Annotated in this window: 11 protein-coding genes and 1 pseudogene; 8 read left to right on the top strand and 4 right to left on the bottom strand. The window is 69.8% G+C overall.

Going from position 1 to position 13,415, the window contains the following annotated elements; genetic code table 11:
• Nucleotides 1-904 (top strand): hypothetical protein (locus AC16DP_RS26405; RefSeq protein WP_483956879.1); only part of this gene is annotated, 904 nt, incomplete at its 5' end.
• Nucleotides 905-945: 41 nt separating this feature from the next.
• Here the strand turns inward: AC16DP_RS26405 and AC16DP_RS26400 are convergent.
• From AC16DP_RS26400 to AC16DP_RS26385, 4 genes are all read right to left on the bottom strand, one after another.
• Entirely contained in the window at nt 946-3,714 is a 2,769-nt protein-coding gene (locus AC16DP_RS26400) for a serine/threonine-protein kinase (RefSeq protein WP_329727508.1), read from the bottom strand.
• Nucleotides 3,715-3,741: 27 nt separating this feature from the next.
• Nucleotides 3,742-4,065: a zf-HC2 domain-containing protein gene (locus tag AC16DP_RS26395; RefSeq protein WP_329727507.1), complete on the bottom strand. Its 324-nt coding sequence runs from the start codon at nt 4,063-4,065 to the stop codon at nt 3,742-3,744.
• Nucleotides 4,062-4,547 (bottom strand): RNA polymerase sigma factor, encoded by a 486-nt coding sequence (locus AC16DP_RS26390; protein ID WP_329727506.1) that lies wholly within the window; start codon nt 4,545-4,547, stop codon nt 4,062-4,064. The genes AC16DP_RS26395 and AC16DP_RS26390 overlap by 4 nt, the downstream gene beginning before the upstream one ends.
• 1,174 nt (nt 4,548-5,721) lie before the next feature.
• On the bottom strand, nt 5,722-6,150 hold the full coding sequence (locus tag AC16DP_RS26385) for an NAD(P)-dependent oxidoreductase (RefSeq protein ID WP_329727510.1): 429 nt from the start codon (nt 6,148-6,150) through the stop codon (nt 5,722-5,724).
• 23 nt (nt 6,151-6,173) lie between these two features.
• Here AC16DP_RS26385 and AC16DP_RS26380 point away from each other — a divergent pair, with 23 nt between their 5' ends.
• The 7 genes and pseudogenes from AC16DP_RS26380 to AC16DP_RS26350 form a co-directional block, all read left to right on the top strand.
• Nucleotides 6,174-6,377 carry a hypothetical protein gene (locus AC16DP_RS26380; protein WP_329727505.1) on the top strand — a complete coding sequence of 68 codons (204 nt, stop codon included), beginning with the start codon at nt 6,174-6,176 and terminating at the stop codon, nt 6,375-6,377.
• Nucleotides 6,378-6,417: 40 nt separating this feature from the next.
• Nucleotides 6,418-7,410 (top strand): aromatic ring-hydroxylating dioxygenase subunit alpha, encoded by a 993-nt coding sequence (locus tag AC16DP_RS26375; protein WP_329727504.1) that lies wholly within the window; start codon nt 6,418-6,420, stop codon nt 7,408-7,410.
• Between the two features lie 222 nt (nt 7,411-7,632).
• Complete coding sequence (locus AC16DP_RS26370; protein WP_329727503.1) at nt 7,633-8,433, top strand: hypothetical protein; 801 nt, start codon at nt 7,633-7,635, stop codon at nt 8,431-8,433.
• Nucleotides 8,434-8,572: 139 nt separating this feature from the next.
• Complete coding sequence (locus tag AC16DP_RS26365) at nt 8,573-9,211, top strand: hypothetical protein (RefSeq protein ID WP_329727502.1); 639 nt, start codon at nt 8,573-8,575, stop codon at nt 9,209-9,211.
• A 310-nt stretch (nt 9,212-9,521) separates the two neighbouring features.
• Nucleotides 9,522-12,083 carry a hypothetical protein gene (locus tag AC16DP_RS26360; protein ID WP_329727501.1) on the top strand — a complete coding sequence of 854 codons (2,562 nt, stop codon included), beginning with the start codon at nt 9,522-9,524 and terminating at the stop codon, nt 12,081-12,083.
• A gap of 215 nt (nt 12,084-12,298) precedes the next feature.
• Nucleotides 12,299-12,892, top strand: coding sequence for a M23 family metallopeptidase (locus AC16DP_RS26355; protein ID WP_329727500.1), 594 nt, complete (start codon nt 12,299-12,301; stop codon nt 12,890-12,892).
• An 84-nt stretch (nt 12,893-12,976) separates the two neighbouring features.
• Nucleotides 12,977-13,415, top strand: a pseudogene (locus AC16DP_RS26350) (hypothetical protein); the annotation flags it as partial.

Genomic DNA, 13,415 nt, shown 5'->3' with positions numbered 1-13,415 from the left:
CGCGAGTGCCGCGGCCGAGTTCGAGCAGAGCGGCCACACCATCGACCTGGCGTTCGACGGGGTCCAGGACGCCACCGGCTGGGCGGTGAATGACGGCCTGTCGGACCCGACCTCCCAGACGCGGGAGGCGTGCGCCCAGCTCACCACGGGCACCACTCCCGATTACACCAACGGTGCCACCACGGTGCGCTTCGTCCTCAGGCACCTGGCCACGAGTGGGGTCCACTACCTCGGAAAGTTCAAGCTGTACGTCACCAGTGCCCCCAAGACGGCCTTCGCCAACGGTGCCAGCGACTGCAACCTCGCCGAGGACGGGCATTCCTGGGTCGCCGTCGAGCCCACCAGCTCCGTGACGAACGTCCCCGGCCTCACCTTGAGCGAGAACACGGACGACTCCCTGGTGGTGAACGCGTGTCCTTCCACGACCGGCGGTGTCACCTTCACCATCACCGGAACGGTGGGCATCGACCAGATCACCGGTGTCCGCATCCAGGCCATCGATGACGACGCGGCGACCCAACTGCCGACGGGCGGGCCCGGCTGCGCTGGCAACGGCAACTTCGTGCTCAGCGAGGTGCTCTTCTCCGCGGACAGCGCGGCGGCCCATTGCCCGAACACCACCGTCAGCCATGACATGTTCAGCGGGCCGCTGAGCTACACCGCCCCGGCTGGATGCAAGATCACCGGCTTCTCCGCCTCGGGCGGCCAGTGGAACCGGTGGAGCTACGACGGCGGTGGCACCTACTGGCAGGGCTGCAATGACTTGAGCGGCGGTACCTCCGACTGCACCACCCCCATGAGCGGCCGCAACGCCACACAGGATGCCATCACCTGCAACTACGACAACCCCTACAATGACAACCGCGGCACCTGCACCTACAACGTGACGCTGGCGCCCAAGTAGGACAGGGAAGGACGCCCGCGGCCGTGGGCCCTCGCGACGGCCTACGGCCGGGCCCGTGCCTGGCCGGGGGCAGCTGGCAGGACATGGGAGTCCAGCCAGTCCTGCACCTCGGCCTGGCGGGTGCGGTGGCCGAGCCGCTGCCAGTGCTGGAGGGCCTCGGTGGCCAGGGCGCGGGCACGGGCACGCCGCGGGCCGGCGGCCCACAGGGCCCGGGCCAGCTGCAACAGCACGACGGGGCGTCTGTCGGCGGAGGCCAGGGCCAGGGCCTGCTCCAGGCGGGCCACGGCCTGGGTGGGCTGACCGCGGGCCAGCAGGTACTCCGCGAGCCCCTCCAGGACCTCTCCCCGCACGGGGGACTGAAGCCCCTGGTGGCGCTCCAGCAACGTGAGCGCACGCTCGAGGTGGTGCCGGGCCTGCTCCCACTCCCCCTGCGCCAGCAGGGTGAAGCCCAGGGCCGAGTGGGCGTAGGCCGCATCCAGGGACTCGGGCCCCGGGGCCTTCTCCAACGAGGCCAGCGCGCGCTCATGGTGCTCACGCGCCTGGGCGAGCTGCCCCTGCTCCCGCAGCAGCCGGCCCAGCGCGAGCAGGGAGAGGGCGGTGCGGGGGTGCTCCGGCCCCAGGACCTTGCGCCGCAGGTCGAGCGCACGCTCGAAGAGGGCGCGCGCCTGCTCCGGCTGCCCCAGGGTGTCCAGGAGGTAGGCCAGGTTGGTGAGGGAGATGGCGTTGGAGGGATGCTCGGGCCCCAGCACCTTCTCGCGCAGCGCCTGCGCCTGCTGGAGGTACGTCAGGGCCTCCCCGGTGCGGCCCAGCCTGCCGAGCACGGTGCCCAGGTTGGCGAGGGACGTGAGGGTGGTGGGGTGCTCGGGCCCGAGCTGCCGCTGCTTGAGGGCCAGGGCGCGCGCGTAGTGCTCGCGGGCCTCCTCGAGCCGCCCCACGTCCTCGAGCACCAGGCCCAGGTTGTTGAGCGAGGTGGAGCGCAGTCCCTCATCCCCGGCGCGTGCCACGGCGTGCTCCACGGAGAGCACCCACCCCAGGGCCTCCTGGGGACGTCCCTGGGTGTGCCCCACCAGCAGCAGCAGCAGATTCCAGGCCCGCGCCGCCAGCAGATCATCCCGGCCCCGGGCGGCCAGGGGGATGGCCTGGCGCACCAGGGCCTCGGCCGCGGAGGCCTCTCCAGCGCCCTGCTTGTGGAGGGCCAGCAGGTGGAGCACCCGCGCGTGAAGCGGAGCGTAATGCAGCGGCTCCACCTCGCGCAGGAGCGCCTCGCCCACCTCCAGCCCCTCCTTGTACTTGCCGGCGGCATGCAGCGCCTCCAGCCTGTCCGCCCGTGGCAGCAGGGCCTCCACCTGTGCGCGCACCTGAGGCCGCTCCGGCGGAGGCACCGCCGCGGTGAGCAGCCGCGCGTCCGCGCAGTCCTGCACCGGCGGGAGCGCGTCCACCGCCTGCACGGCCCTGGGCAGCACCTCTGGGTCTGCACCGCGGGCGAGCAGCTCGGTGAGGGCGCGGACCTGGCTGCGGCGCCGCTCCAGACAGGACTCCTGCAGTGCGGCCAGGCCCTGGGGCGAGCCGGCGGGAGCCTCGTTCGCCTGGCACACCTCGGTGCGCAGCCGCACCCAATGGCTCGCGTAGCCCTCCAGCGCCGCCTCCACGCGCGAGGCGGTGTCCTGGGCATAGGGCAGCCCGGTGCCTCGCAGCGCCTGGCGCACCCGCAGCCGCACCGCCTCGTCCCACACCCCGGCCAGCTGCTGCTCCATGCGCGCGCAGCGCGGCTGCCGTGTGTACCCCCAGCCCCAGGTGGCCAGCGCCCCGGCCGCGGCAAAGGCCAGCCCCATGGCCGCGGCACGCGCGCGGGCGCCGCAGCGCACCGCTGGGTCCTTCTCCAGCGCCGCCACCAGCTCCAGCAGGGAGGCCGGGCGCTCGCGCGGATCCAACGCCAGGCCCTGTTGCAGCGCGCGCACCACCCAGCCCGGCACCTCCGAGCGCGCTGGCGGCGCCGCCGGCCCCGCCAGCATGGCGCGAGCCCGCTCCTCCACCGTGGCGCCCGGGAAGGGGGATTGGTGGAAGAGCGCCTCATGGAGGGCCACGCACCAGGAGAACAAGTCGCTGCGCGCGTCCGCCGGGCGTCCGGCGAGCACCTCCGGGGCCAGGTAGCGGGGCGTGCCCACCACCGCGCCCGCCGAGGTGAGCTGCTCGTTCCAGGTATGCGGGGGCGTGGGCACGAGGGGGACGGGCCCGGAGGGCCTCGTGCCCGAGCCCGCACACACCACCCCAAAGTCCGTCACCCGCACGCCCCCGTCCCGCCCCACCAGCACGTTCTCCGGTTTGAAGTCGCGGTGCACCAGGCCCGTGGCGTGGGCGGCCGCCAGCCCTCGGCCGGCGGCCAGGAAGGCCTCCAGCACCTGGCGCCAGGTACGCGGCCGCTGGTGGAGCCACTGGTAGAGGTTCTGCCCCTCCACGAACTGCATGGAGAGGAAGAGGCGCCCGTCCTCCAACAGGCCCGCGTCATACACCTGCACCACGTGGGGGTGGCTCAGACGCGCCATGGCCTGGGCCTCTCGCAGCAGGCGGCGCTGCTCCTGCTCGCCGCTGGCCAGGTGGGAGCGGGGCAGCTTGAGGGCCACGCGCCTGTCCAGCCGCGAGTCATAGGCGGCAAGCACCAAGCCCATGCCGCCCTCCCCGAGCAGCTCCAACACGGTGTAGCGCCCGGCGAGCTGCTGGCCGGGTGCCGGATGCGAGGCCCCCACCGGCGCATTCCCCACCGCGGCAGGGGGCGACACGGTCCGCGTCGAATCCTCTTCCGCGTCTTTCATGGGCAGCGGCTCACAGGTGGCCCGAGTCTAGTCCCCTCCACCCATGCGGGCCAGCACCGCGCCCACCGCCAGCGCGGTGGCCCCCAGGGCCAGCAGCACCCAGCGCAGCGCCGGTCGAGTCCTGTGCGAGCGGGGCCGCTCCAGGCGCGCGCGCATCTGCTCCAGCGTCTGCTGCTGCAGGGCCTGCTGGAAGTGGAGCGCGGAGGAGCTCGTGGTGGTCAGCCGCCGGGTGCAGTCCTCGCACTCCGCCAGGTGCGCGCGCGCCTGGCGCTCCTCCTCGGGTGACAGCCCGCCCAGGTGCAGCGCATCCAGGGTCAGGGTGGAGAGGTGCGGCGAGGGGGGAGGACTCATGTGTCTCCTCTTGCCCGTAGCTGGGCGGCCATTTCAGACAACTCCGCGAGGCGGTAGACGACGGTGCGCCGGGAGAGGCCGAGCACTCGCGCCACCTCCCCCTGATCCAGCCCCTCCATGTAGTGCAGCCACGCCACCACCTTCACCTTCTCCGGCACGCGCTCCAGCAGCCGCAGCAGGAAGTCGCGGTTGGTGAAGGACTCCTCGGCGTGTACCCCCTGGGGCTCGGGCAGCTCCCCCACCGGCCGCGCCTGCCTCCGGACATTGCGCCGCGCCTGCAAGCAGTAGCGGGTGGCGATGCTGTAGATCCACGGCAGCGCCTCCTTCACATCGCGCACCTTGGCCAGGTGCACGTAGGCGCGGATGAAGGTCTCCTGCGTTGCATCCTGCGCCGAGGCATCGTCATCCAGGATCTTCCGGCACTTCGAATAGATGAGAGGCGCATACGCCAGGTACAGCTCCTCCCACCGCTTGTCTGCCATGGTGTCCGTGTGTCCTCTGGGGTGCAGTGTCCCATAACCTGACGCTGTGGAGCAGAGGAGAAATCGGGGCGCTGTTGAGGGGGACTGGTGCGCAGGGGCCGAGGCAGGCTTGATTCAAAGTCCCACGGGAGAGGTTATCCCACCCGGCCCTACGGCTGAAGTATAGTCCCGCCTCCAGGCGCCCACGGAGGCGAGCAGCTGCGGGCTGATCGCGCGGGGGGCGCCTGCACAGAGCCGGAGACGGGCCGGGCAGGTCCGGGGAGAAGATGACGTTGGACAGGCTGCTGGGGAGCTTGGAGCCGGAGGGGTTGGAGCAGGTGGTGCGGCGTGGGCTGGACAAGGGGTTGATACGCCAGGAGCGGCAGGCGCCGGCCGAGCCGAGCCATACGACGAAGGATGAGCAGGGGCGGGAGTACGGGTACCACACTTGCCTGAGCGCCCGCCAACTGCTCCCGCGCCTCTTCCCCCCTGGCTGTCCGGCCTGTGATCCTCCCCTGTCCTTCCACGGCGCCCCTCTTTCAAGCGCCGTCCGGAGGGATGAGCCCTCTTTGCCTGTGAATGTCTGGACTTGCTCTCCGCCTCTTCAATGCCTCTCCTACGGACTTTGGATCAATCCTGACCGTTGCCGGTATGGCCGCCGTCGATGGCGCAGTGCTCCTGACGCATGAGCTAAAGGTTGTTGGGTTTGGATGCAAACTTCCGAGCCTCAATGGCCCAGCACCGCTCGTTCTTCGTGCACCCACATCTCCCGACGAGAAACCCGCCAGGTACGACCTGACCATGCGTGGCACTCGCCACACGTCAGCGGCGTTGTTCGCAGACGCACGACATGGGCGCATGGCATTCACAGTGTCCGCCGATGGGCCAGCCGCCTGCTTCACGTGGAGCCCAAGGCATAACGCAGTTATCCACTGGCCTGTTCACGTCGGGGCATTCGCCCCGCGAGGGTGGTGGTGAGTGTCAACGCAGTGCTCGTAAGAAGATGACTCAATGTGACAAAGGACTCGTTCCGACATTTCGCTTCGTACGATCCGTCCATACAAGTCGTTCGACACCCTGTCGGTGGCAACCCGCATGTTCTCAGCACCGGCTCTCCGGACCGGAGCGACATAAGAGCTCAAGATTGCCCGGGTGGTTGAGCCTGGCAGACGAGGCGGACCCGCCCCCCCTCCGCTCACGAACGCACGACGACACGTGCTTGCACGAAATCCCGCCGCTCGAGCTGCTCCGCGAGGAACCGGGCCAGGTCCGCGCGCGAGATGCTCGAGAGCATGCCCACGGGCTCGGACGCTCCGGCGCGGACCTTCCCCCGCGCCCGGCCCTCCGTCAGCCGCGGCGGCTTCACCACCGTCCAGTCCAGCCCGCTCTCCATCACGAGCCGCTCCTGCTCGGCGCGGTCCGCGGCCTGCTCTGGAGCGCTGCGGCGGAACATGTCCGCCATGCCTTGGAAGAACACACTGCGTCCCGGGGAGTCCCCCACCATCGCCCCGGTGATGCACAGCAGGCGCCGCACGCCGAGCCGCTTCATCTCCTCCACGATGTGACGGGTGAGCGCCGCGCAGAAGGGCGGATCCTCCGGGCGCGTGGGCCCCAAGGCACAGATGACCGCGTCTCAACTGGCGCACGGTGGGCACCATCATCGAGCGGGTGGTGGAGGAGCGCCTGTCGCCCGGGCGGCTGGAGGGGAAGAACGAAGAGACGCTCAACGGCTTCTTCGACGAGTTGGGAGAGGAGAGGACGAAGGAGTTGAGGACCTTCTGCCGTCGTGGTGGGCATCGAGGGGCTACCCGCGTGGTTCGGCTGCCCCGCAATGCGTGCGTGAGGCCATGAGAACCATTAAACAGGAGCAGCGGTCGACCAGGAGGAGCCGATGCAGGACGGTTTCGCAGGAGAGGGACTCGCCGACACGTGGACTCCAGTGGCGCTCTCGCGCGAGGTGGGCAAGCGCCCCTTCCCGGTGCAGGTCGCCGGGCAGCGGCTGGTGCTCTTCCGCAACGCCGAGGGCAAGGCCGCGGCGCTCATGGACCGGTGCCCCCACCGGGGCGTGGCGCTCTCCCTGGGAAAGGTCAGGGACGGGTGCCTGGAGTGCCCCTTCCACGGCTGGCGCTTCGCGGCGGACGGCGCCTGCGCCCACGTGCCCCTCAACCCCATGCCGCCGGAGAAGCTCAAGAACTTCAACGCCACCTCGTTCCCCGTGCGCGAGCGCGCGGGCATGGTGTGGCTGTACACCCGCCCAGGCTCCGAGGCCCCCGAGGAGCCCGTGGTGCCCGAGGCGCTCGAGGACCGTCGCATGAGCCACTGGCACTACGTGACCGTCTTCCGCGCCCACTGGTCCCGCGTCATGGAGAACATGCTGGACTCGCCTCATCTGCCCTTCGTGCACCGCAACACCATCGGCCGCATCCTCCGCAAGCAGATGAAAGAAGACTCCACCATGGATGTTGAAGTGCACCCCTCGCCCACCGGCTGGTACACCCAGATCAGCATTGATGGTGTGGTCTCCCCGGGGCGGCTCTCATGGCTGAGGCCCAATGGCATGCAGCTGGACATCCCCATCCCCGGCAACACCTGGCGCCTGCACGTGTGGTGCGTGCCGCACGAGGAGCGCTCCACGCGCCTCTTCCTCCTGAGCGCGCGCAGCTTCATGCGCTACAACCCCCTGGGCTGGCTCATGGATCAGTTCAACATCTACATCGCCTCCGAGGACAAGGCCGTGGTGCAGAGCGCTCCGGACAGGGTGCCGCCGCCCTCCCAGGAGAAGAGCGTCGCCACCGACCGCGCCACCCTGGCCTTCCGCCGCTGGTACCTCCAGCGCGTGCAGAGCCCACAGCAGCCCGAGGGCTCTCTGCCTCGCGCAGGCTGACTCACCCGTGGCCGAGGCGGAGGAGTGGTCCTTCGAGGGGGGATTCTCCGACGTGTCCATGATGTCCCACGAGGGCTGACCGTTCGCGCCGAGGTGCTCGAGGTCCGGTGCCCACATGCCGCCGCCCGTGGCCCACGCGGGCTTGGAGGTGAGCGCCGGGCTCCCGTCAACTGCCCGGTCCATGCATCATACCCGCCGCCCCCCTCATGAAGGAGCCCCGACATGCGCAGTCCCCTGATTCATTCGCACCTCCGCTCGCTGCTCGCCGCGGTGCTGCTGACGGCCTGTAGCAGCGAGGCCCCCGAGGACAGGCTCGCACACGCCGGGGAGGACCTGGGCACCGTGGAGGCCCAGGTGTGCTCCGGCTCGAACGTCACCACCCTGACCATCGCGGGCATCAGCTCCTACCAGCGCGAGGTGGCCGGGAGTGGAAGCTGGACGGTCGTCTCTCCCGCCAACGCGGTGCGGCTGGAGTACTTCGTCGATGGCACCCTCTTCGGCATGGACGAGCGGCCCGGCACCTCCGGCACCTGGTACTTCAGCGCCTGGGGCATGACCTGCGGCGCCCATGGCTTCACGGTGCGCGCCACCCCCATGGTCATCGACAGCGCGGGCAACCGCACCACCTGTTTCAGCACCTCCAGGTCCACCTCCCAGACCTTCACCGAGAGCTGCCCCCCGCTCTACTGGTCACCCTCCGGCCCCATCGCGGGCAAGTTCTGCACCCCCATCAACGAGTCCGCGGACCCCCACACCTGGAATGACAACCACCTGTGCGCGGACGTGAACTACGGCTTCCAGTGGAACAGCGCCGGACCCATCCCGGGCCTGCGCTGTACGCAGATCACCGAGAGCGCCGAGCCGGCCTCGCACACCTGGATGGACAACTACCTCTGCGTCCCCCAGGACAGCCCCCTCGTGTTGTCCTGGTCGTCCGCCAAGCCCATCGCCGGGAAGATCTGCACCCAGTGGTACGAGCCCTCGGACCCCCACACCTGGAACGACAACTACCTCTGCTACTGAGCGGCCCACCTGAAGGGGGGAGGACTGGGATGGGGGCGATTGCGGCTTTTTGACTTTGCTCCGCCAATCCTGTTTTATACCCACCGTGGAATTTTTCACGCCCTTTGCCTCCATCCCTGCTCGCGAGGAGTGTCTCCCCATGTCACGCCCCCCCCTCATCCCCTCCCTGTGTGTGTTGCTCTCCGCGCTGCTGCTGACGGCCTGTGGGAGCGTGTCCGAGAGCGAGCAGGAGCTCCCGGTGGACGCCCTGGGCACCCAGGAGCAGGCGATGTGCTCCGGCCTGAGCGTCTCCACCCTCGCCTTCTCGGGCGCCAGCACCTATCTGGGCGAGATGGCCGCCAGTGGCTCCTGGGCGGTGTCCGCCGGCGCCAACGCGGTGCGGCTCGAGTACTACCTGGACAACGTGCTGTACGCCTCCGAGGAGCGCACCGGCACCTCCGGGACGTGGTACTTCAGCCAGACGGGCATCACCTGCGGCACCCACACCCTGCTGGTGAAGGCCTGGCCGATGGTCATCGACAGCGCCGGCAACCGCACCACCTGCTGGGCCTCGCCCCGGAGCGCCTCCCAGGCCATCACCGAGGCCTGTCCCGGTGGCACCTGGGTGCTCGACAGCTACGAGAGCTGCTACGACCTCTACATGACGTCGTGCTACACGCGCAGCCCCAACCCCAAGTGCGCCACCTCCGTCCAGGAGGGGGGAAGCTGCTCGACGGTGGGGACGTACTGCTGGAAGGTGCTGAGCGCCAGCACCGTCGCGGGCTACTGGTGCCAGTGACGGACGGCTCCGAGGGATACCACCCTGCGACCCGAGCTGAATCGTCTCCCGCTGCACCTGGGGTTGTCCGGACTGCTGCTGGTGGGCTGTGGCGGAGCCCCCGAGGCCCTGGCTCCGTCCGGGGAGCCCCTGGGCACCCAGGAGGCAGCGCTGTGCTCCGGCCTCGGACAGGTGAGTGGTGATGGCCGCCCTTCCCCATGGAGGTCATAGGGAGGCCGCGCTGAGGCGCTGGGCAGGCAGGGTCACGATTTCGTGAAATCGCGAAACACGTTGTTAGGTGTTCCGATAATTCCGGCAAGAGGACCCTGACGTGACGACCATCCGCAACAATCGGCCGCCCCCCCCGCCGCCTCCCCCTGTCCGCCGTACCGAGAGCCGCCAGACCCCGCCGGCCCAGACCCAGAACCCGGCGATGACGCGCTCCGTCGGCCGTGACGGATTCGAGACAAAGACAAACCCGTTGGCCAGTGCGGCCCTGGGCTCGGCGCAGCGCACCACGCCCACGCGTGGCACCACGCTGGCCCAGGCGCCCTCCGCCCAGCAATACGGCGTGCAGACGCCCTTCGGCGCCGTGCGCGTGCGCGTCAACGACAGCAGCTTCCAGAACCCCGAGACCGGGCTGGCCCACAACCTGCGCGTCTACGAAATCAAGCGCGCCGGCGAGCAGACCGAGGTGCAGTTCGCCACCAGTCCGCAGAACGCCACCGAGACGGACCGCCTCATCAACCAGGCCGCGGGCTGGGTGCACTCCAGCGCCACCACGAGCAGCCTGCCGGGCTTCCGGCCGGAAACGGTGCAGCTCACCGTGGGCGACAACGGCGTGGCCTCCATGCAGCGGTGGATGAGCAACGGGCGCGAGGGCCGGCTCGTCGGCGTGAGCGTGAAGGATCCCCGGCTGGGCGAGGGCTTCGTCGACGTACCTCCGGCCGTCTTCAACGCGCTGCCCGAGGGCCGCGGCCGGGACGTCACCCGCGAGGGGGGCACCGAGTACAACCTGCGCACCGCCCAGCTCCAGCGGGATGGCCGCACCGAGCAGGTCTCCTTCTGGGAGGCCAGCCACCTGCAGCGCAACGAGCAGAACGAGCTGGAGCGCGTCACCTACCAGTTCACCCCCGGCGACAACCAGCTGGGCCTGGTGCGCACGGACCGGCCCGATGGCAGCACGGTCTACAAGTTCGGCGAGCACTACGAGCGGATTCCCGGGCCGCGCAACAACCTGCAGGTGGGCAGCGGCAGCGCCGTCACCTACGGCTCGGACAGCGCCGAGGTCGTCAACGCCGCGGGCACCCAGCTGGACTTCTACCGCGAGGTGTCCGAGGGCCAGTACGAGCGGACGAGCCGCCACGAGCACCTGCTGAGCAACGGCCGCTCGACGGACCTGCGCCTCATCCACAACGAGCAGGACAACCTGTTCCGCCTGGTGCGCGACAAGGGCGGGGGCTCCTACGAGGCGGTGGTGGACCGGCTGGAGACGGCGGCCGATGGCACGCCCATCCTCCCGCGGAGCGCCCTGGGCAACCTGGACCCGAGCACCCTGAGCACCCCGTCCACCCGCTTCACGGTGGGCCAGGCCCCCTCGCGGCCCACCGGCGACCTGGCACCGCGCCTGGTGGACCTGGACTATGACGCCTTCAAGTTCTCGCGGCGCGAGGGCAGCCTCGCCGAGCGCTTCCGGGACCCCAACGCCCCCTTCCAGACGCGCACCGTCGTCATCAACGGCGAGACGCGGCAGATGGAGCTGTTGGATGCGCAGGCCAAGAGCCGCTACGTCGACCGCAACGGCGTGGAGTACATCGCCCGGAACGAGAACGGCACCCTGCACGTGGAGAACGTGAACAGGACCTCGGTGATTGGCTCGCCCGCGCAGGCCTACTCGCTGCCGCCGGACGCCTTCATCATCCCCTCCTCCGGCGAGCGCGCCAGGGACTTGATGCCCAAGCTGGCCGCCATGGGCCTGGAGCCGGTGGCCGTGCTGGGCACGGGCTTCATCTCCGCCCAGACGGGCGCGGATGGGAAGACGAACCCGGCGCTGACGCAGCCGGTGGGCTACTCGTATTTCGATCCGCGCAAGCTGGGCATCACCGAGAACATTCCGCCCGCGGACCGGACGGATGATGCATTGACGTCCGGCGTCATCCGTGAGGGAGGCGTCATCCGCGAGGACGGGCTGGGCTCGGACAACATCCACTCCGGCTACTACACGCAGCGCGTCACCAACGAGCAGGGCAAGGTGGAGTTCCGCCAGGTGATGCTCGACTTCCCGGATGAGGGGAACAATGACCGGGCGAGCATCCGCCAGCAGCTGAAGGAGCTGGAGGCCCGGCCGGACGTGGTGGCCATCAACCTCTTCGCGCACCACTCGGCGAGCAGCGTGGACCAGCTGGTGGGCATCATGGGCACCGAGCCGGACACGGGCCAGCGCAACGTGGCGGACGGGGAGGACCTGAACCCCACGGGCATCCTCGACTCGCGCGCCTTCATGGTGTTCAACGGCCAGGGCGAGCAGCTGGGCATCATGTTCACGCCGAAGATGGCCATCCGCGACACGCTGGAGGCGGCGCGGCAGACGTACGGCGAGGACGTGCGGGTGCAGAACTTCGACGGAGACTTCTACGCCCAGCGCTGGTTCGCCGACGGGCGGGAGGACTCCTCCAGGTACGCGCTGAACTACCAGAACGCCTTCATCGTCGTGCGGCCCACGGAGGGCTTCCGGCCGGCCCGGGTGCCCGAGGAGATCCGCGATCCGAAGCTGGACGAGCTCTACCAGCGCGGGCTGGAGGCCGATGACGCCGAGGACCAGAATCAGCGCACGAGCAACCCGCTGGAGGCGCTCGGCGAGCTGTGGCGCCGGAGGTTCGGCGGCGGCAACTGAGGAAGTTGCCCTGCCGGCGCACCGTCATTCCTCCGTCAGTGCATCGTCATTTCCCCGAAGGTGTGGCAATGACGGGACACTGACGGCACCGCCCTATGTTACGCCCGGATTCCTGCGTTCCAGGCACTCGGCCCCCCGGTAGCGGTTCCATACGACCTGGGAGCCCGGAGGCATATGCCAGGGATTCCTTACACGCGGTTGCGAGGGAGCAAAACATGCGGAGCATCAAGACGGCGGTGAAGTCGCTGGCAGGCGTGGGGCTGGCCCTGGTGGGCGCGCAGGCGGCGGCGGCCACGGTGACGGCCTATGGCCCGTCGCTGCAGAGTGGCACGTACATCAAGTCGACGACGTACTACTTCTGCAACTCCAGCTCGCACACCGCGCTGGACATCTGCGTGGACACGACCGGGAACAAGACCTCGTGCGGGGCGTGCAACGCCACCAACGTGCTGTCCATGCTCAACGGCACCTACACCTACCAGCTCATGATCTCCGGCTGCGCCTCCGACTGCGACAGCACGCCGACGGACTGCGGCGGCGGCGCGGGCAACTACTACCAGGTGACCGGCAGCAACGGGTACGACTTCCGCCAGCTGCACATCAACCCCAACGCCGACATGAAGACCAAGACGGCCGCCCGCGGGGCCTACCTGGGCTGGCTGGGCAGCACCGGCAGCTCCACCGCGCCCCACGTCCACGCCGACAACCGCCGCAGCGGCACCCGCCTGAGCGCCTGGTACACCGGCTATGTGTCGTGCGGCTCGCCCGCGACCGGCTCCAACGCGATCGGACAGGTGACGCTGCAGTAGCTCGCGGAGGGCGGGGGGGAGCTCCCCAGGGGACGACTCCCGCCCCCGCCTTCTCCCAGGGGAAATCACTTGAAGGCCTCCCGAATGCATTCGTCCATCCCCCGGTGCTGGCGCCTGGGTGCGCTGCTCGCCACGCTCGGCACCACCTCGGCCGCCGCCGCCAACGAGCAGCCCCTCCCCGAGCCGCGCCTCGCCCGGCTCACGTGCTACGCGGGCTACCTGAAGCTCGAGTCCCTGCACGGGCTCGAGGGCGTGCGCGCCGCCATCCGCCAGGCCATCGCCCAGAATGATCAGGCCGCGCTGCTCTTCCTGGAGCAGCGGCTCGCGGAGCTCATCGGCAAGGACGCCCAGGCGGCGCTCCAGGTGATTGAATGGGCCGACACCGCGCAGGAGCCCGAGATGTCGCTCTACCTGCGCGCGGTGCGGGAGACGGAGGCCGTGCGCTCGCCCAGGGTGGTGGACAGGCTGGCCTCCATGGCCGAGAGCCACCAGGACCCCGGCCACCAGGCCAACGCCCTCATGG

Source organism: Archangium sp., from assembly GCF_057119385.1.
Note: the sequence above shows the minus strand (reverse complement) of the source record. Positions and strands in the feature narration are given on the sequence as shown.

What these genes read in the sequence shown, in the direction of transcription:
- AC16DP_RS26375 (WP_329727504.1), top strand. Translation starts at nt 6,418, where the DNA reads ATGCAGGACGGTTTCGCAGGAGAGGGACTCGCCGACACGTGGACTCCA.
- AC16DP_RS26370 (WP_329727503.1), top strand. Translation starts at nt 7,633, where the DNA reads ATGCGCAGTCCCCTGATTCATTCGCACCTCCGCTCGCTGCTCGCCGCG.
- AC16DP_RS26390 (WP_329727506.1), bottom strand. Translation starts at nt 4,547, where the DNA reads ATGGCAGACAAGCGGTGGGAGGAGCTGTACCTGGCGTATGCGCCTCTC.
- AC16DP_RS26365 (WP_329727502.1), top strand. Translation starts at nt 8,573, where the DNA reads ATGTCACGCCCCCCCCTCATCCCCTCCCTGTGTGTGTTGCTCTCCGCG.
- AC16DP_RS26400 (WP_329727508.1), bottom strand. Translation starts at nt 3,714, where the DNA reads ATGAAAGACGCGGAAGAGGATTCGACGCGGACCGTGTCGCCCCCTGCC.
- AC16DP_RS26355 (WP_329727500.1), top strand. Translation starts at nt 12,299, where the DNA reads ATGCGGAGCATCAAGACGGCGGTGAAGTCGCTGGCAGGCGTGGGGCTG.
- AC16DP_RS26395 (WP_329727507.1), bottom strand. Translation starts at nt 4,065, where the DNA reads ATGAGTCCTCCCCCCTCGCCGCACCTCTCCACCCTGACCCTGGATGCG.